Origin of the sequence: Pseudomonas sp., from assembly GCF_035554175.1 — a bacterium.
Lineage (GTDB): Bacteria > Pseudomonadota > Gammaproteobacteria > Pseudomonadales > Pseudomonadaceae > Aquipseudomonas.
Genome location: NZ_DATMIV010000023.1, coordinates 1 through 19,405, shown reverse-complemented (window position 1 = coordinate 19,405; position 19,405 = coordinate 1). Strand labels below are relative to the sequence as shown.

13 protein-coding genes are annotated in these 19,405 nt (G+C 59.3%); 4 read left to right on the top strand and 9 right to left on the bottom strand.

Annotation, left to right across the window (positions count from 1 at the left end; genetic code table 11):
- Nucleotides 1-16: 16 nt before the first annotated feature.
- From VNV36_RS12500 to VNV36_RS12485, 4 genes are all read right to left on the bottom strand, one after another.
- A complete protein-coding gene (locus VNV36_RS12500; RefSeq protein WP_414705511.1) occupies nt 17-1,033 on the bottom strand; it encodes an SMP-30/gluconolactonase/LRE family protein in 1,017 nt (338 codons plus the stop codon).
- 56 nt (nt 1,034-1,089) lie between these two features.
- Entirely contained in the window at nt 1,090-2,235 is a 1,146-nt protein-coding gene (locus VNV36_RS12495; RefSeq protein ID WP_325718023.1) for a sterol desaturase/SRPBCC family protein, read from the bottom strand.
- Nucleotides 2,236-2,347: 112 nt separating this feature from the next.
- Nucleotides 2,348-3,211: a LysR family transcriptional regulator gene (locus VNV36_RS12490; protein ID WP_325718022.1), complete on the bottom strand. Its 864-nt coding sequence runs from the start codon at nt 3,209-3,211 to the stop codon at nt 2,348-2,350.
- A gap of 199 nt (nt 3,212-3,410) precedes the next feature.
- Nucleotides 3,411-5,129: a hydrogenase maturation protein gene (locus VNV36_RS12485; protein WP_325718021.1), complete on the bottom strand. Its 1,719-nt coding sequence runs from the start codon at nt 5,127-5,129 to the stop codon at nt 3,411-3,413.
- 467 nt (nt 5,130-5,596) lie between these two features.
- Here VNV36_RS12485 and VNV36_RS12480 point away from each other — a divergent pair, with 467 nt between their 5' ends.
- Together VNV36_RS12480 and VNV36_RS12475 are read left to right on the top strand one after the other, a co-directional pair.
- Complete coding sequence (locus tag VNV36_RS12480; RefSeq protein WP_325718020.1) at nt 5,597-6,016, top strand: antitoxin Xre/MbcA/ParS toxin-binding domain-containing protein; 420 nt, start codon at nt 5,597-5,599, stop codon at nt 6,014-6,016.
- Nucleotides 6,013-6,516 (top strand): RES family NAD+ phosphorylase, encoded by a 504-nt coding sequence (locus VNV36_RS12475; protein ID WP_325718019.1) that lies wholly within the window; start codon nt 6,013-6,015, stop codon nt 6,514-6,516. The genes VNV36_RS12480 and VNV36_RS12475 overlap by 4 nt, the downstream gene beginning before the upstream one ends.
- A gap of 76 nt (nt 6,517-6,592) precedes the next feature.
- On the opposite strand, the gene VNV36_RS12470 is transcribed toward VNV36_RS12475, so the two are convergent.
- Complete coding sequence (locus tag VNV36_RS12470; protein ID WP_325718018.1) at nt 6,593-6,910, bottom strand: SCP2 sterol-binding domain-containing protein; 318 nt, start codon at nt 6,908-6,910, stop codon at nt 6,593-6,595.
- Nucleotides 6,911-6,973: 63 nt separating this feature from the next.
- The gene (locus VNV36_RS12465; protein WP_325718017.1) at nt 6,974-7,684 is read right to left on the bottom strand and encodes a histidine phosphatase family protein; all 711 of its coding nucleotides are present in this window, start codon (nt 7,682-7,684) and stop codon (nt 6,974-6,976) included.
- Nucleotides 7,685-7,888: 204 nt separating this feature from the next.
- Here VNV36_RS12465 and sohB point away from each other — a divergent pair, with 204 nt between their 5' ends.
- Entirely contained in the window at nt 7,889-8,920 is a 1,032-nt protein-coding gene (gene sohB, locus VNV36_RS12460) for a protease SohB (RefSeq protein WP_325718016.1), read from the top strand.
- A gap of 66 nt (nt 8,921-8,986) precedes the next feature.
- Here sohB and VNV36_RS12455 read toward each other — a convergent pair whose 3' ends face one another.
- From VNV36_RS12455 to VNV36_RS12445, 3 genes are all read right to left on the bottom strand, one after another.
- Nucleotides 8,987-9,481: a DUF934 domain-containing protein gene (locus VNV36_RS12455; protein ID WP_325718015.1), complete on the bottom strand. Its 495-nt coding sequence runs from the start codon at nt 9,479-9,481 to the stop codon at nt 8,987-8,989.
- Nucleotides 9,465-11,123 (bottom strand): nitrite/sulfite reductase, encoded by a 1,659-nt coding sequence (locus tag VNV36_RS12450; RefSeq protein ID WP_325718014.1) that lies wholly within the window; start codon nt 11,121-11,123, stop codon nt 9,465-9,467. The genes VNV36_RS12455 and VNV36_RS12450 overlap by 17 nt, the downstream gene beginning before the upstream one ends.
- Nucleotides 11,124-11,635: 512 nt before the next feature.
- On the bottom strand, nt 11,636-11,854 hold the full coding sequence (locus VNV36_RS12445) for a DUF2970 domain-containing protein (protein ID WP_325718013.1): 219 nt from the start codon (nt 11,852-11,854) through the stop codon (nt 11,636-11,638).
- A gap of 172 nt (nt 11,855-12,026) precedes the next feature.
- Here VNV36_RS12445 and VNV36_RS12440 point away from each other — a divergent pair, with 172 nt between their 5' ends.
- Nucleotides 12,027-19,238 (top strand): NEL-type E3 ubiquitin ligase domain-containing protein, encoded by a 7,212-nt coding sequence (locus VNV36_RS12440; protein ID WP_325718012.1) that lies wholly within the window; start codon nt 12,027-12,029, stop codon nt 19,236-19,238.
- Nucleotides 19,239-19,405: the final 167 nt, after the last annotated feature.

Sequence of the window (19,405 nt, the reverse complement as noted above, 5' to 3'; positions counted from 1 at the left end):
CGCCAATCCAGCAGGCTCATTTCAGGGCCGAATCCAACCCCATCCTGCCCATATGCCTGGCCTTCAACGAGCCGAAATACAACCACTGCCCATACTCGCGCACGGTGGTAATCGGTGAGTAGTTGCCGCTGCCCGCATCCTGCAGATTGGCAACCACCTTGCCGTCCAGATCCAGCGCCAACACGAACCCGCGCTTCTCTACAGGCTTGGGCAACACCATCAATGCCCGCACGATCATCTTGCGCATGAACGGGTGTTCGGCAGTGACATCGAGCAACGCATTGCGCGGCGCATACAAGGCCACCCAGAAACGATTGCTACCATTGAAAGCGAGGTTGTCCGGCAGCCCCGGCAAGTTGTCGATAAACAGGTCTTGAGTGCCAGCCTTCGGCCCGCTCAGCCAGTAGCGGCTGATGCGATAGGCGCCGGTTTCATTGACCAGCACATAGGCTTCGTCGGGGCCAAGGGTGACGCCGTTGGCGAATTGCAACTTGTCGAGCAGCACGCTGGTTTTGCCGCTCTGAAAGTCGTAGCGCAGCAAGCGACCGTCGGCGCCGTGTTCGATGATTGCCTCGCCGTCATGGCCGTAGCCCCAACGGCTGGACGCATCGCTGAAGTAAGCGTAGTGCCCTGACTTGTCGATCGCTACGTCGTCAGTGAAACCGAACGGCACACCGTTGGCTTCGGTGGTCAAGGGAATCACCCGACCTTGTGCATCCAGGGACAGCAGACCTTTTACCGCGTCGGCGATCACCAGCATGCCGTTCGGGTGGCGTGCCAGACCCAGGGGACGGCCGCCAGTGTCCGCGAGCACCTTGCGCTGCGCGCCATCGAGGCTGCTGCGGATCAGCCGACCGTCGTGCAGACCGGTGATGAGGAATTCATCCTCCAGCAGCAGCGCTTCAGGCCCTTCGATGTCACTCGGGCCGACTTTCACCACCCCTTTGAGCCGCTGGTTCTGCGCATAGATTCCATCCTTCAGCGAGGGCGCCGGTTGCGGTGTCCAGGCCACCGGTTCGACTTTGGTTGGCATCAGTAACAGGAAGGCGATGACGAGAACGATCAGCAGGCACAGTCCATGGCGTAATTTCACGCGTTGACCCTCGCCGAGTCGATGGACTGCGCAGCCGTGTCGCGCAACGCCAGCATCGAGGCGGCGGACTCACGCTCGATGCGCCGCCTGAGCAACAGGCGATTGGCCAGGCGCATGGCCAAACCCTCAAAGCGATATTCCAGCATACGCAAGAAACGCGTGCCGCTTGCTGCAGCCGAGCACTCGTAGGTCAGGCGCAAGGCCAGGCCGTGATCACCTTGCGCGCGTGCGCACCAGCGCCGGCCGGGTAAATATTCCGTGACCTCCCAGCGCAAGTGACCGGCACGTCCGCCGGCATTGATGTCCTCTTCGAAACGCGCACCGGCATGCAATGGACCTTGTGGGCCGTCAATCTTCAACGAGGAGGGATGCCACTGCGGCCAGTGACTGACGCTGGCGGCGTACGCCAGTACGGCGATCGGTTCGCCGGCGATATCGATCTCATGCTGCATGCGCGTCATGGGCATTCTCGAATGACTCAAAGGGGCGGATTCCGGCTCGCGGTACAGCGTGCCGAACAGGTAGTCCATCAAGGGCAGAACGATATTGAAGTTGCGCGCCTGCATGCGCTCGCGGCGGTGGTGCAACTCATGCAGACGGCGCATCTGGCGAATCCACGGCAAGCGGGTCAACGCATTCTGCGGGGGCAAATGTTCGCAGGCGTGAAACACCTCGTAGAGCAGATAGCCGAGCACCATGCAGCCGCCAAACAGCCCGGCGACGTTGGCGTTGAATCGGGCGAGCAGCCACCACAGGGGCAGGGTGATCACCAGCGTATGGATCACGATCAACCAGGCTGGAAACAGAATCACCCGCCAGTCACGCGCGCTGTCGTAAGTCATGTGGCCGGGGGTGAAGAAACTGTGGTGGTCGCCGGCATGCCGGGCATAGAACATCTTCGCGAAGGCTTTTTTCTGATGACCGAGATGGCGATGAACCATGTACACGCCGAAGTTGAACAACAGCAGGGTCAGCGGCACGGTCAGCCATTGCAGCCAACTCACCGAATGCACCGTGCGCCAGAATGCGGCGACCGCGAGCATGCCGAACAGCAGCACAAACGTGCCGTGCAGCCACGGGTTGTACGACGGATGAATGGCCGCACGGTAACGGCTGCGAAATGCCTCGGTGGTCTGCCTCAACGCTTTCACCTGCGGGTATTGTGGTTATACCCGGCAGATTAGCCGATCCGCTGACGTGTGCAGGGCGAACCTTGAGGTCACAAGCGCCATGCTCTGGACTGAAGGCGCTGTTTCAGCTTAGCGGGTTCCAGCGTTGCGACCAGTCATCATCGGTGCGGATCACTTCGCGCAACAGATCGAAGGCCTGCTGCAGCACCGCCGAGTCGCGATCACGGGAGTACACCAGATAGGTCGGATAGCCGAATTCCGGCGCCTTGGTGACGGCTTCCAGTGCGCCGGTTTCCAGGTAAGTGCGCACAACGCGGGTGCGGAAATAGCCACTGCCGCCATTTTCGAGGATGTATTGCAGGGCCAGCGGGCCAAGGTTGAAACTCAGTGCAGCCTTGGCTTTTTCCGGCAGGGCGGCGTCGTGCTGACGGCGAAAGTCCGGACCCCAGTCGATGTAGACATACGGGTCGGGACGCTCGGGCGCACGCACCAGAATCAGTTTTTCTTCCAGCACCTGCTCGACCTGCAATCCTGGCCAGTATTCCGGCTGATAAACCAGCGCCGCATCGAGCACCCCCAGTTCGAGCTGGCGCAGCAGGTTTTCGCCATCGCGAATTTCCATGCGCAGCGCGTGCCCGGGGATTTTCTCGCGCAGTTGCGCTGCCCAACTGAGCATCAGGGGATTGCACAGGCTGACTTCGCCACCGATGTGCAGAACGTTGTGATAACCCTCGGGCAACGGCAAGTCGCGGCGGGCGGCTTCCCAGGTCTGCACCAATTGGTTGGCGTAGATGACGAAGGCTTCGCCATTGGCCGTCAACTTCGCCCCGGCGCGATTGCGCACGAATAGTGTGCTACCCAACTGGCTTTCGAGTTTCTGTACCCGCGCGGTGATTGCCGTCTGCGTGACGAACAGCTTCTGCGCAGCGGCTGCGAGGCTGCCGTGACGGACGATTTCAAGGAAGGTGCGGGCGAGGTCGATGTCCATGGGCGGGCCGGGTTCTGGAGGTGGGCGCATTGTAAGTGCAGGCGTTGAATCACTCCTACAGGTTTCCAAAGTCCTGTAGGAGCTGTCGAGTGAAACGAGGCTGCGATCTCTTGATCTTGATCTTTAAAAGCAAGATCAAAAGATCGCAGCGTGCCGCAGCTCCTACCCGAACGGCATCCGGCGTCCGGTCAGGGCAAAATCAACTGGCCAACTCGACCAGATGCGCCCGCGCCCAGTCCTCGATCAACCGCGCCGGCGTGCCACACACCCTGCGCTTATAAACGAAGTTGCTGCATTTTTCGACAAAGCCATTGCGGTCATGCACCATGTCCTCGCGCATTTGCTCCAGCTCAGCCTCCCGGCACCGGCGGATCGACTCCTGATCAATCCGCGATTTGCGCTCCCGTACCGCCGCGTAGGTCGGATCGCTCAATACGCCATTGGCCCGCTGCAACAGCCACAGGGAAAATTCATCCGGGCAGCGTGGACCGATTTCCTGAATCATGCCCAGTTGCCAGGCTTCAATCGCGCTGACCGGCAGGCAGGCTTGCGTCAATTGCTCGGCCATCGCCGGGCCGACAGCGCGGGGCAGGCTGTAGGTCCAGTATTCGGAACCGTATAAACCCATGCTCTTGTAGTGTGGATTGAGCACGATATCGGCGCGGGCCAAAACGATATCCGCCGCCAGCGCCAGCATCACACCACCCGCGCCAGCGTTGCCGGTCACGCCGCTGACCACCAGTTGCCGCGCGCTGAGCAGCTCTTCGCAAACATCGTCAATCGCCTGAATATTGGCCCAGGCTTCAGCCCCCGGATCCCGCGCAGCCTGAATCACGTTCAGGTGCACGCCGTTGGAAAAACTGCCCCGGCCACCTCTGATCAGCAGCACTCGGGTATCTCGTGTCTTGGCCCAGCGCAGCGCCTCGACCAGGCGCTGGCATTGCTCGGTGCTCATCGCGCCGTTGTAGAACTCGAACGTCAGTTCTCCGACATGCCCTGATTCGCGGTAACGAATCGGTTGATAGGCCTCGTCGCAGAACGGCTGTGTGGCAATCGACCACTGCAGCACCGGTACATCGACCAACTGCCCGGCCAGCACATGCCGCGCCGGTTGTTTGAAAGTCTCCTCGCCAGGCTGAGGCTTGCGCCGCAGCGAGCCGATCCACAGGCTTTGATCGCCGGCAGCGATCAGCACGGCGTCGTCATGCACCGCGAGAATTGCACCGGGCACACCGCTGCGCGAATCAAGGTGGGCGTCATACACGTAATACTGCCCGCCAGCCAGGCTTGCCAGTACGCCCGGCTGGCCGTCGGCCGCGTCGATGCAACGCTTGATGAAGCGCGCGCAATCGTGCCAGCTGAAGCTGCGATCGACCTGTTTCATGTTCGGTTGCAGCCTGCCGCGCACGCTGGGGTCGGTATAGTCCAGTTCAACCGGCTGAAAACCTTCGACGAACTTTTCCACCACTTCGCGGATACACACCATTGCCGCATCGCTGACCCGGCCGTTGTACAGCTCGGATTTGCGCAAGCCGGGTGGCAGATTGAATTCGCAAGTGGCCCACACTGGTCCGGCGTCCATTTCTTCCACCGCTTGCAGCGCAGTGACGCCCCAGGTCGGCAGTTCGTGGGTAATCGCCCAATCCAGCGCACTGGCGCCCCGGTCACCGACGATGCCCGGATGGATGATCACCACCGGGCGCCGGGTGTTGCTCCATAGCCCATGGGGTACGCGATCCTTGAGGAATGGGCAGATCACCAGATCGGCGCCGCTGTGCTCGATCTGTTCGCACACAGCGTTTTCATCAGTAAACAGCACCACGCTGGGTGAATGCCCGGCCTGGCGCAGTTCCAGCCAGGCCCGTTGGGTCAAGCCGTTGAACGCTGACGCCAGCAGAATGATCTTGAGCGATTGCATGAAGGGTCTTCCTTGAGAGGGATGGGCCGCAGGCTCCCGATGAGCCTTCCGTGGCCTTCGATGGAGCAGGGAGATTACTCAGTGCATGCACATGCACACCTGACCCGGATCAACGTTCTGTCAGCCAATGCGCAAATGCAGTGGCGGAAATTTCCCTTCAAGTCCTACGGAAACAAAAGCGTTTCGATCAAATGAGGAGATATTTCTGACGACTTTTTCAGGTTGGTCGTCGGAAGCGCGATCTATAGCATCGAGGCCGGACATTGAAGTCACTGAGCGCACTGATCGCTCTGAACCCAAGCAAAGGATGCAATATGCGAATCCCACTGGTTGAAAGTCATACGCCTGCCTACTCCCCTCGCCACTACTGGCGCAACGACCGCGCCAGATGCCCCTCGGAGGACGTCGCCATGCCTACCGCAAAAACGCCCCGGCTAACGGGATTGACAAAGCCCGAGGGCACACCCGTGCAGTTGTTACTGCGCGGGCAGGACACGGGTGACGACCCGATGCTTGTTCTCCGTTGCACAAGTGAAGGTTTTGAGCTGCATGATGTGGTCAACATGCTCGCAACCTGCGAGCTCTATCAGCAAGGCGATATGGTCAAACGTATTACCGGCAAATCCGTCAGGACCGTGCGCCGTCTGCTCAAGGAAGCCTTCCCGGTGCGCCTGGACACGCAGCAGAGCATCATCGCCTACCAATACGCCTGGGCGCTGGAACTGGCCACTGAAGTGTTTGGGCGTCAGGCCAGGGCCGAGTCCTGGCTGCAACAGTCCACGCCGTATCTCAACGGTCATGTGCCACTTGATCTGGTCGGACATGCGCTGGGGTTTCGGATGGTGGAAGACTATCTGAGCCGCATCAAATACGGGGTTTATCAATGAATCCCCTGCCATGGGATGAACATTGGTATGCCTGGCGACTCGATCCTGAAATGTATCGTTGCACGTGGGACAAGGGCATTGGTTCCGGGCAGAAGGGTGGTCGATGGAACGCGCCGGGTCGTCGAGTGGTTTACGCAGCGGTCGATCCATCCACCGCGATTCTGGAAGTGGCGGCCCATGCAAGCCTCGATGTGCTTGACCGAGAGCCTCACATCCTCACCTGCTTCGAAGTCGTCGACGAAGCCAGTATCAGAGTCGTGCAGCCTGAAGAGTTGCCAAACCCGAACTGGTTGATACCGACGCTGCCCTCACATAATCAACAACGGTTTGCCGAGGAGCTGTTGGCCGAGCATCCATTTGTGCTGATGCCCTCGGTTGCAACCCGACACTCCTGGAACCTGCTGGTGAATTGCGAACTGGCCGAAGGGCAATACAAAGTGGTGTCACAGGAGCGGTTTGGCCTGGATACGCGTTTGCTGAAGGATTTTGCGTTGAGTTGAGATGCTCCGATGGCCGTTGTTCCTGAAACGACAAATCCCGTCACAAGGACGGGATTTGTATGAGTTGCTCGACTTCTTACGAAGGAAACAGCTCGGACAGTTTCATCGACAGCATCATGTCGCCTTCAACGCGCAGCTTGCCGCCCATGAAAGCCTGCATGCCGTCGGTTTCGCCGCTGACGATATCTTTCAGGGTCTGGCTGTCCAGTACCAGCGTGCAGTTGGCGCCCGGGTTTTCACCTTCCTGGATGTCGCAGGTGCCGTCCTTGACGATCAGGGCGTATTGCTTGTCTTCGTCGGTGATGTTGAAACCGAAGACCAGGTCCAGACCGGCAGCGGCGGCTGGGTTGAACTTGGCTTGCATTGCTTTTACGGCATCAGCTACGGAGGTCATGGTTCGATCCTTTCTTGGTCATGGGAGCTGGGTGGTTACAGCCAGGGTCACAGTAAGCCGGACTCAACGAAAAGTGATGAGTTCCGGGGCCTTCAGCAGTTGCAGGTGTGCGTGACTGTTGAAGGAAGCCAGAGCCACCTCGCGACCGCGAAACTTCAGTTGGTTGAGCGAGGTGTTGACGATTTGCCAGTTCAATTCGAAGGCCTGTCTGGCAGGCATTTGCGTAATCAGGTGGAGCAGGGCAGTGATGGTGCCGCCGGATGTGAACACGGCGATTTTCTGGTTTTTGTCCGCCACATCGAGGATACGATGCAGGCCGGCCTGAACCCGCTCGACGAAACCCAGCCAGCTTTCCAGGCCGGGTGTGTCGTAAGTGCCAGCCAGCCAGCGTTCGACGATCAGGGCAAAGATGCGTTGGAATTCACCGCGGTTCTGCGCTGCGTTACGCAGGATTTCCAGGGCTTCCGGCTCTTGCGGCAGCATCGCCGGGAGCAAGGCGCGGATCACTGCGTCTGCATCGAATTCGTTGAAGGCGGAATCGGTTTCAAGGACGGGTACCGGCAGGCCTCTGGCGCTGAATTGTTCCAGTGCACTGCTAGCGGTGTGCTGTTGACGGCGCAGATCGCCGGCAAGGCAACGATCGAAGCGGATCCCCAGATCGGCCAGGTGCTGGCCAAGGATTTCCGCCTGACGAACGCCAATCGGTGACAGGACGTCGTAATCGTCTGCACCAAAGGAGGCCTGGCCATGTCGTATCAAGTAGATGCTGCCCACGTCCGCGTCATCCGGGTACGTTGAAGGTCTGGCGAGGTTATGAGGATGGCAGAGAGCTGTCAATGAAAAAACATACGCTTGTTTGAAATGCTCGTTACAGGCGTGTTGCCGAAGGTTTCACGGCTGGTCGACGAGCCGGTGCATGGGTATGCTGGAGCCATTCCGCGTGTGTTTCATGTTCACGCATTGCTTTGAGGAGTCTCTGTGGATTTTTTCACCGAATACGCCAGCTTCCTGGCCAAGACTGTGACCCTGGTGATCGCCATTCTGGTGGTACTTGCCAGCTTTGCCGCATTGCGTGGCAAAGGTCGGCGCAAATCGGCAGGGCAGTTGCAGGTCAGCAAGCTCAACGATTTTTACAAGGGTTTGCGCGAGCGGCTGGAACAGACCCTGCTCGACAAGGATCAGCTCAAGGCACTGCGCAAGAGCCAGGCCAAATCCGAAAAGAGCGAGAAAAAGGGCAAAAACAAACCTGAAGCCAAATCACGGGTGTTCGTGCTCGACTTCAATGGCGACATCAAAGCCTCCGCTACCGAGAGTCTTCGCCACGAAATCACCGCGCTGCTGACTCTGGCCACGCCGAAGGACGAAGTGGTCCTGCGCCTGGAAAGTGGCGGCGGCATGGTGCACAGCTACGGCCTGGCGTCTTCGCAACTGGCGCGTATCCGCGATGCGGGCGTGCCACTGACCGTGTGTATCGACAAGGTCGCGGCGAGCGGCGGCTACATGATGGCGTGCATTGGCGAGAAGATCATCAGCGCACCGTTTGCCATTCTGGGTTCCATTGGCGTGGTTGCGCAGCTGCCCAATGTCAACCGGCTGCTGAAGAAGCACGATATCGATTTTGAAGTGCTGACCGCCGGTGAATACAAGCGCACCCTGACCGTGTTTGGCGAAAACACCGAAAAAGGTCGCGAGAAGTTTCAAGAGGATCTCGACATCACTCATCAGCTGTTCAAGAACTTCGTCGCCCGTTATCGACCACAACTGGCTATCGACGAGGTGGCCACGGGCGAGGTCTGGCTCGGTATCGCAGCACTGGAAAATCAACTGGTAGACGAATTGAAGACCAGCGATGAGTACCTCGCGCAGAAGGCCAGACAGGCTGAGGTTTACCATTTGCACTACGCCGAGCGCAAAAGTCTGCAGGAACGCATCGGCATGGCCGCCAGCGGTTCAGTGGACCGCGTGCTGTTGAACTGGTGGAGTCGTCTGACCCAGCAACGCTTCTGGTAAACGACACGCATAAAAAAACGCCGGTCACTGACCGGCGTTTTTTTGTGTGCGCATCAATGCGCAGGCTTAGCGGCGACGGAACAGCGGCAGCGGTTCGTCAGTGGCGGCCTGGTAGGTCACCGAGAAGTCCTTGAGGCCTTCCAGGGCTTCGTACGGATCTTTGTCCGGACGCACGGCAAAGGCATCGAAACCGCAGCGGCGCATGTAGAACAACTGATCGCGCAGCACATCGCCGATTGCCCGAAGTTCACCCTTGAAACCATAACGCTCACGCAGCAGGCGGGCGTTGGAGTAGTTGCGGCCGTCAGTGAACGCCGGGAAATTCAGCGCGATGACCTGAAAGCAATTGACGTCTTCACCGATTTCCTCGGCTTCCTCGTCAGCATCCAGCCAGACACCCAGGCCGCCGTCGCGGGCTTTGAGGGCATGACCATGATCGCGCCACAGCGACAGCGGCACGATCAGGTCATCGCAGTTGGAAATGCCATCGAACGTCGCGTCCTTCGGCAGCAAGTGCCAGGTTTCGTCGACGACTTCGTTGTTCTTAATGATTCGCTGCATAGACGCGTTCCTTGAAGAGGTCGATGCCAATACGCTGGTAGGTGTCGATGAAGCGCTCATCTTCGGTGCGTTGCTCAACGTACACGTCGATCAGCTTCGAGATCACGTCCGGCATGGCTTCCTGCGCGAAGGACGGGCCGAGGATCTTGCCCAGGCTCGCATCACGGCTGGCGCTGCCACCGAGGGAGACCTGATAGAACTCTTCGCCTTTCTTGTCCACGCCAAGGATGCCGATATGGCCGACATGGTGGTGACCGCAGGCGTTCATGCAACCGGAGATGTTCAGGTCCAGCTCGCCGATATCGAACAGGTAGTCCAGATCGTCGAAACGGCGCTGGATCGATTCGGCAATCGGGATCGACTTGGCATTGGCCAGCGAGCAGAAATCACCGCCAGGGCAGCAGATGATATCGGTCAGCAGGCCGATGTTCGGCGTGGCGAAACCTTGCTCGCGCAATTCGCCCCACAGGGTGAACAGCTGGCTCTGCTCGACATCGGCAAGAATGATGTTCTGCTCGTGGGAGGTGCGCAGCTGGCCGAAGCTGTAGCGATCGGCCAGATCGGCAACGGCGTCGAGCTGCTTGTCGGTAATGTCGCCCGGCGCAACACCGGTCGGCTTCAACGACAGGGTCACGGCCACATAGCCCGGTTTCTTATGCGCCAGGGTATTGCGCGCACGCCAGCGGGCGAAGCCTGGATGTTCCTTGTCCAGATCGGCCAGTTGCGCGCTCTGGTTGTCGAGGATCTTGTAGTCCGGATCGACGAAGTGCCTGGCGACGCGATGCAGTTCGGCCTCGGTCAGCGTGGTCTGGCCACCGCGCAGGTGTTCCATTTCCGCTTCCACTTTCTGCGCGAACACTTCAGGCGTGAGTGCCTTGACGAGGATCTTGATCCGCGCCTTGTATTTGTTGTCACGACGGCCGTAGCGGTTGTACACACGCAGAATGGCGTCGAGGTAGCTCAACAGATCCTGCCAGGGCAGGAATTCATTGATGAACGCGCCTACCACTGGCGTACGCCCAAGGCCGCCGCCGACCAGCACGCGGAAACCCAGCTCGCCAGCGGCGTTGTAGACGGGCTCCAGACCGATGTCATGAACTTCGATGGCGGCGCGGTCAGCGGTCGAACCGTTGACGGCGATCTTGAACTTGCGCGGCAGATAAGCGAATTCGGGGTGGAACGTGGTCCACTGACGGACGATCTCGCACCATGGACGCGGGTCGATCACTTCATCGGCGGCGACGCCGGCAAACTGGTCGGTGGTGACGTTGCGCAGGCAGTTGCCGCTGGTCTGGATCGCGTGCATCTGTACGGTCGCCAGTTCAGCGAGGATGTCCGGGATGTCTTCCACCGCCGGCCAGTTGAACTGCACGTTCTGTCGCGTACTGATGTGCGCGTAGCCCTTGTCGTAGTCGCGGGCAATCTTGGCCATCATGCGCACCTGGCGCGACGTCAGCTGGCCGTAAGGAACCGCCACACGCAACATCGGCGCGAAGCGCTGGATGTACAGACCATTTTGCAGGCGCAGGGGGCGGAATTCTTCTTCGCTCAGCTCACCTGCCAGATAGCGTCGGGTCTGATCACGGAACTGCTTGACGCGGTCCTCGATGATCCGCTGATCGTACTCGTCGTATACGTACATATAAGTCCTGTTCTCAGGCTTGGGCTACTCGGAAAACGCTGCGTTTTCGCTTGCTGGAGTCCGATGTTGCCTCTGCAATTCTGCGCGCACGGCCGCGCACTCCCTGACGGAGCCGGGGCAATATACCCGTTTGCAGTTATGCGCAAAAGTGATGTTTGAGTATATGCAAAGAACCAAATAGCCTAACGAGCATCGCTCTCGGATATTCCACATTTGTCGTGCGGACAATCATCGTCTTAACTGTCGTTGAGTCTTTGTGCAATCACCGATAAAACCGACAAGAGGCGATGCAATGAGCAACCCGACCAAAGCCAGGAAAAGCGACAGCAGCGTTGACGCGTGGGCCATTTTGTTTCTGATCATTCTTGTAGTGGGAACAGCGGTCTTCTGGGTCAGTCATCAGTGAACAGCGTTCCGGGCCTGTTTTCGGCGCACTGCCGTTAGCGTGATCTTTCTCACAAGGCCCGGATAGCTCACTTTGCCTGTTCCAGCATTGCACTGTCGGCGGAGCATCAAACCCCGGCCAAATGCAGCACCAGTTTGACGATGGCAAACAGCGTCAGCCCGAATACTGCCGTGAACAAAACGCCCAGAATGACGAAATGGCTGGGTTTACCGTGGGTGAAGTCCCTTTCCCGATTCTTGCCGCTCTGTACCCCGAACGCCGCTGCCATGACACTGTGCAGCATTTGCCAGAAGGTCGGCGGTTTGTTGTCGACTGGATCGTCCATAAATCCCTCTGCGAAAAGTCGTGCCTCACAAGCATAGTCAAATAGCGCGCAGTTGCCTGTTCTTCACCTGCCTCAGACACTTGGTTACAACTCTCGCCCGTTCTTATAACTATGTACCGCCCGATCACTGGGCGAGGATGATGTGCTGTCGCTCTATTTACAGGAGCGATGTATGTCCCCCGATTCCCATATCCCGCGCGCTGCGGACAATCCGGCAAAAACCTCTGCGACCGAAAGTATCCATGGGCCTTTTCTGGAGGCCGCGGTGCCGCAATGGCTGATTGACGCTTCGGTGCAACGCAAGGCTGAGTTCAAACAGGCGAGGGTGAAGTTACCCGTCTGGTACAGAGGCGCACCCATACAGCAGCGCAAGGTTCTCGATGAGAGTTATCGGGACTATTTCAAGGCGCAGACAGAGCTGGACAAAACCATGTCAGCCTTTCAGGACATCGATGATTTTGCCCGACCGCTCCTCGTGAAAGCATTGAAAGATCAATACAAGGTTGAGGTGGATGTCGACAAAACCTTTTTGTGTCTCAAGCGTCCTCTGGCCTTGGGAATTTTCGCCATAGAGCTGGGCTCGTTTGAAGTATTGAAGTTAGCGATGCTGCAGGCCGCTTTGCATAATTTCGAGAACCGTGAGTGTTTGCCCGGGGCCTTTCATGACAGTTCCGGTTTCATTCAACAAACCGAAAAGCCCGATACTTACGTGTCCGTGGCGTTGAACTTGACGGTTCCAGAGTTTCTCCGTCTGTGCCGAAATCTCGACATCGGTGCGAAATACCAGGCCTATCTCAAATCGTTTTTTCATCCGGCGGATCCACACGCCGAAACCCGGCTTCGGCAACAATTCATTGCCGGTCAAAAAAACGCGATGCGTGCCGCGGCCGAGCGCGCTTTATTGACGAAGGATATTCTCCCGGAAGATCACGCGATGATCCTCTCGGTGATCAAGGGCGAGGTTCATCCAAAAATCGGCAACAAACCGGTCTGGTTTCGTGACCTGAGTCTGATGCGGCACAGAACAGTGGGTTGTGTCGTTTTCTCCGTCGGTGAGCGACGGCATAGAGCGGATGCGCTGATCCTTTATGTGCCCAATGATCCCGAACAGCCACTGATGCGCTACGACGATGACAGTGCAGAGAACAGGTTCAAGCGTCGGTTTACCGAGCGCGACGATGAGCAGGTGAAAAACGGCGATCCGACGTCTTATCAAACGTTTTTCAGTCAGTTCATGCCTTATGACCAGCGCACCTATTACTTCAGCCAATTCATGCGCACATCGCCCGACTCTCCAGCTGACCTGCTGTCATCGCCATGGCTGAAGGTGGCTACTTATGCCTCTGCGTTTTTTCCGTTCTTCGAGCTGAGGGAAACCCCGCCTGAACGGCCTTTGATGGAGCCGGAGCCAGATCCTTTCATTGCACCCGAGGTTATCCCTCGCAACAACGAAGGTTACTGGACGGATAACTCCGACCTGTGGACCTATCTCTACGAACAACATCGCGACAAGGTATTTGCCGATGCCCGCAGTCATGCAGTTCCCACCCGTGACGTCGATGCCAACGCGCGCGACGCCAAACTCGCTGGCCTGCTGCAGTTCGGCCTCCTGGCGCTCAATATGGTGTCGATGTTCGTGCCGGTGCTAGGCGAAATCATGATGGCGGTCATGGCCGGGCAACTGTTGTACGAAACCATTGAAGGTGCGATCGAGTGGAGCGAGGGCGACAAGCACGCCGCCAAGGCGCATCTGGTGGATGTCGCCGAAAATCTTGCGCAGATCAGCTTGATGGTCGCAGGGGGCGCGATTTTCAATCGATTGACGGCAGTCAAAGCCGAGCCGGTCATCGAGCAACTGCACCCGGTGACTTTGCCCAACGGCGAAACCCGCCTGTGGAAAGCCGATTTCAGCGGCTATGAACACGACATCGCCCTGAGCGATTCGTCGGGGCCGAATGTGCTGGGGCAGTACCAGGTCAATGGCAAGACCTTCATTCGGCAGGGCGGCAAGGTCTACGAGCAAGTGCTTGACCCGTCGACCGCTCAATGGCGCCTCAGACACCCCACGGATCCCGACGCCTGGCAACCTGTCCTTGGCCATAATGGCTACGGTGCCTGGCGCCTGACACTGGAGCAACCCATGAGCTGGGAGCGGCTGACGTTGCTGCGGCGCATGGGCCATATCGTCGATGGCTTCTCCGACGAGTCATTGCTGAGGCTGGCCGATATCAGTGCCGTCAGCGACAACGCCTTGCGCAAGATGCATATGGATCATCTGCCACCGCCACCCGAATTGCGCGACGCCATGCGTCTGTTCGAGGCCGACACGGGAGCCAGGCAAATGATCGAGCAATTACGCGGTGCAAGGCCGATCGATGAGCGCTATATGTATGCACTGCCGCTGGTCACCGAAATGCCGAACTGGCCGCCTGACCGGGTGCTGGAGATTTCCATGGGGCCGGAAGGAACGGGGCAGACCATCCCGTATGGCGGGCAACATCCCGCGTTCGGGATTGCTCGCAAACCGGTGATCCGCGTGAGTCGTACCCAGGTGTTGAACGGGGAAATGCCAGCGCGGGTTCTGGCAGCGCTTGAGGAAAACGAGATCATTCATCTGCTGGGCAGGCGCGCGGCGCAGCACCGTGCGGCGCGACCCAGTGAGTTTGGCAAGCAGCTCGCCGAGTTGGCCTATACGCGCCAGTCAGCGATTTTTGACAGCCTCTACAAAGGCACCGAACCACTGAGCACCCGTGTGCGCAGCCTGCAGCGTCATTGTCCCGGCCTGAGCGATGCGGCCGCGCAGGACGTTGTGGATCATGCAACGCCTTCACAGTTGGCGCGAATGGAAGCGACCGGGCGCCCGCCTTTGAAGCTGCTCGAAGAAGCCCGCTGGCATGTTCGCCACGGGCGCCAGACCCGCGCATTTGTCGGTTTGCACAGTGAGAACCTGGCGACGGCAGAGAGTCGGCGGCTCGCGTTGTTTGCTCTGGAACAGTTACCGCAGTGGTCGCCGCTGCTGCGTCTGGAAATTCGTGACGGCAGCGTCAGTGGCGCATTGCTGGACAGTATCGGTGAGCCGTCAGCGCCGGTTAAACGCTACCTGGTCAAGAACGGGCCTTTTTACCAGGCGTTCAATGAGCGTGGGCAAGCGATCAATCGGGTGTCCAGGGTAGAGGACAGTTTTTACCGTTCGCTCATGTACGCGTTGCCCGATGATATGCGTGCGGATCTGGGACTGTTCGAGGGCAGCAGTGGCAGTGAACTGCAACACAAAATCATTGAATCTGCGCATGTTCATCGGCATGAGGCTGTGCAAGTGCTGGCTCCGCGAGCCAAAAGTTTCAAGCCGCCGGTACGGGTCGGCGAGAAATTGAGGGGCTATCACGCGAACGGGCTTGGCCCGGGTTTCAACCCGACGCTGGAGTCACGCGTGGCGCAGTTATATCCCGAGCCGCGACAGGCCGAAGCCTTTTTCGCTCAGCAGCGGGGTCGCAGCGATGTGCAAATCAACGCCGAGCTGGAATCCAGGCGGCAGGAATGGGACGCCCTCAATGTCACCCTTGATCAATGGCAGGCAGGCCCGTCCAGCAGTCAGACTGCACAGCACCGGGGGCAAGTGGCGCAGGCATTGAGGCAAGCCTGGCGCAATGGCCCATTGGCCCCAAGCGATCCCGAAGCAGCGCGGCTGTCACTGGTTGGCGAGACTTCACTGCCGGCGTTGACCACGCGTTTTCCCCATGTGCGTGAACTGTCCGTGACGGGCACCGGCATCACGGACGCCAATGCGGACAGCTTCCTGACGGCGTTCCCGAACGTCACGGATTTGTCGATGGGCGAAGCGGGCCAACGATATGGCCAGGCCGCCCTGGCCCGTCCGCTCACTACACTGCCGCAAGCGGTTACCCGGATGCCCGGACTGACTCGTCTGCGATTTTCCACCGACGCCCGGTTGCTCGACCAGACCTTTGCGCCACGGCTCCAGGCGCTAACATCGCTGGAAACCCTGCGCATCGACTATTCGGGAACTGACGCAACCACCCTGCACGGGATGGATCTGACGTCACTGACGCGACTGCGCAGCTTGCGCATCGATGCTCCGCGCGCCTTGTGGCGATGGCCGGAGTATGTCGAACGGCTTGACCAGCTGGAGCGGCTGGACCTGACACACACCTTGATCGAAACCTTGCCCGAGTCGCTGTATCACGGACACGAACAACTCTGGGCGGGGCTGTCGCTGGACTGGTCGAGGGTCACCCCGACGACGTTCCGGCGCGCTTATGACTATGTCAGTCAGTATGCCGGCCCCTTCGGCCATCTGGTCGATGTGCATCAAATGGTCAGCGAATTCTGCCGTGCCGAACTGGACACAATGGCCGTGATGCCGGGTGGCATCGATCCTTTGGCGCAAGTCTTCGATGCCGCCTGGCCAACACCTGCGGCGCGACTGGCAGCGATCGAGCAACTCAGGGCCGATTATGAAGCCATCTTTGCGCCGTTCTACACACCCACTCTGCGGCATGGAACACGCTATTCAGCGCCCCGGCGACGTTGGGCGACGGGGCGCAATGCCGAGCTGCTCAACGCGCTTAAAACCAGTTGGCATGGCACGGTTCGTCAGCGCTATGGCCTGCGGGCCGACGTCGCGACGTTCGAGCTGCCTGCGCCGCAATCTGATCTCGCCGTATTGCCGGCAGCAGAAAGAATCACCGAACTTCCGCCGCTGCCGCCGGGCAGTTTTGCCCACGTGCGTACCGTGCGTTTGCGGCTGCTGGACATTCCCGGTGAACAGGCCAGCAGTTTTATCCGCGCTTTCAGCCGTGTCGAAACCCTTGAAGTCAGTGGCAATACCTTTACCGAACTGCCCTTTGCAGCGGCTGACCTGCCAGCGCTGACCCGCCTCGACGCGTCAGGCAACAGGATCGTCGTCACGGCGGATGTGCAGCAGCAGCTCAATGGGCTGCAGCATCTACAGCGGTTGAATCTGAGCGACAATCCGCTGGGGAGTGTCGATGTCGGGGCAATGAGCAGGCTGCGCGCCGTGAACCTGAGGTCGACCCATTTGCAAACATGGCCCGGCGGCGCCGAAAACCTGTCGCGTTTGAACTGGCTCGATTTGCGCGACAACCGCATCGCCTCGCTGCCGGCCCCCGTGCTGTCCCACCCCGATGTATTGATGAGAACCAACCTGACGGGCAACGTTTTCAACCCTGAAGGTGAGGTCAGTCTGAACACGGCAATGCAGCGTATCGAGCAGCAAAGAGGACTCGAACGGGGCACCTTGACGCGATTCGCTGCCGAACCGGTGCCGGAGCATTTTCCGCCGAACGAAACCGGATGGTCGTTCCTCGACCTGCTGCTGCCGCTTGCCGAGCCCGCAGCCGGGATCTCCGCAGAAGCAGGAGCCAATGCACACGTGCAACGCTTGAGCCGGATCATGCTGCCAGAGCAAGCTCGGCTCACGGTGCGGAATCTGCAGGCGCTGGGCTTGAACGATGCGCAGATCGAAGCGCAGATCAATGGATGGCAGCTGACCTGCGAAGCTTTGACCCGTCAGTTGAATGGCTGGCTGTATACCCGCGAAGTCCGCACCGAAACACTGGAGATCAACGCGCAAAACCGCTCGGTGGCGGCTCGTAGAATCCGCGACGCGTGGCTCGATGACCTTGCTGAAAACGTCGGCGGTCCAGGGCTGGAACTTGAGTTCGATGGGCTGCACACCGGTGATTTACCGGTGCTTGCGGTACAGCTTCCGGCTGTGACCACACTGGATCTGAGCCGTGTGGGCATGACCACGCGCGGCTCTGACGGGTTTCTCAATGCCTTTCCCAACCTGGAGACCTTGTTCATCAGTGGCAATGAACTGAGGTCGGTGCCCGGCCCGGTGCTGCGGATGCGGCATCTGGAGCGGCTGGAAATGCAATATTGCGACCTGCGCAGCGCGACCAGTCTTTATCCGTTGCTGGGCCGCGGGCGTCTTCGCCGGCTCGATATCGGCTATAACGAGGTCCGCGTATTCAACCCGCCCGACTTCGGCGCCCTGCAGAACCTGGATCTGCGCTACAACCACCTCAACGAGTGGCCTGTCGGTGCCTTGCAGGCAAGGCAATTACGCAGCCTGAACCTGACTGGCAACGAGCTCGTCGACATTCCTGCAGAACTGTTCAATGGTGCCCACGAGCACCTGCTGCAAGGAACTGCTGTGTCGGATAACCCGCGCTTGTCCTTGCCGGCTTTGCAGACGATGCGGCGCTACGCCCGCGAGCACGCAGCGCCAGATGTGATGGAGATGTCCCGCGCAAACATCGAGGCGATGATCGAGGCTCATGTTTTCGGCGATTTGCTCGAATCGCCGGACATACCTGCCGGGGAGAATGACAACCCCGTCGTGCACGATCCCCACGCCGTTGTGGAGCCAGTGGAAGCTGTCCTCAATCCGGCCATTAATGTTGCGCCCGAGGCATTGGAGCCCTGGCTGGAGAACAGCGGCCCGGAACTGGCAGCGCAAAGAACATCGCTCTGGACCCAATTGGCGCAAGAACCCGGTCACGAGCGGTTCTTTCAGTTGTTGCGCTTGCTGCGTGATACTGAGGACTTCCGGCGGGTGCCGGCGGATTTGCGCCGCAGAATGTGGGATGTGATGCAAGCGGCCAGCGAAGACACCGAATTGCGACAGTTGCTGTTCGCGGGTGCTGAAACCCACGGCACCTGTACCGATGGGCGGATCCTGACGTTCAGCGATATGGAAGTCCGGGTCGCCGTGCAGCGCGCCTTGCAGGAAATTCCACTGAACCAGATGGGGCTCAGGGGCCAGGCCCTGTTGCGTTTGTCCCGCCAGTTGTTTCGCCTGGACAGGGTCGAAACCCTGGCTGAAGCCGCCGGGGACGGTCTTGACCGCGCCGAGGTACGCCTGAGATATCGCATCGGTTTGAGCCGTGGCTGGGACGACGGCCTGGAATTGCCCGGGCAACCGGCCTACATGCATTACGACAGCCCGCTCAGCGGTGAAATCCAGGCACGAACCCGCGCCTCGATCCTGGAGGCGGAGCAGACTGACGCACTGCCCGCGAGCATGGTGGAACGCGATTACTGGATCTCCTGGCTGCAAGAGCGTTACCCGCAAGAGATGCGCGCGATCAATGCCGCCGTTGACGAGCGGCGCCTGCAACTGTGGAGCATGCTGGATGAGCGACTTGAGCGGGGTGAACTCGACAAGCAACAGTACAATCGGGAATTGAATAACCTTGGCGCGGCCATGGAGGTGCTGCGCCGACAGAAACAGGTTGAGTTGACGCGCCGCGAGATCATCGATCTCAAGAGCTTTGCCGATGAGTCAGAGGCGCTTGGTCGCCTGTCGCCGAGGCCGGGACCTTCACGGCGGCCCTGAACGCAGCACATCTTTTGTTACGCGCAGCCGGTCGAGCCATAGCCGGATACCGCAAATGCAATGGCCTGAAATGATTTGCTGATGGCTCCATTAAACAGGAGCAATCATGAACGCAATCTCTTCCAGTCCACCGTCCGGCCCATCGGCTTCGCTGGCTCAGCCGGCCG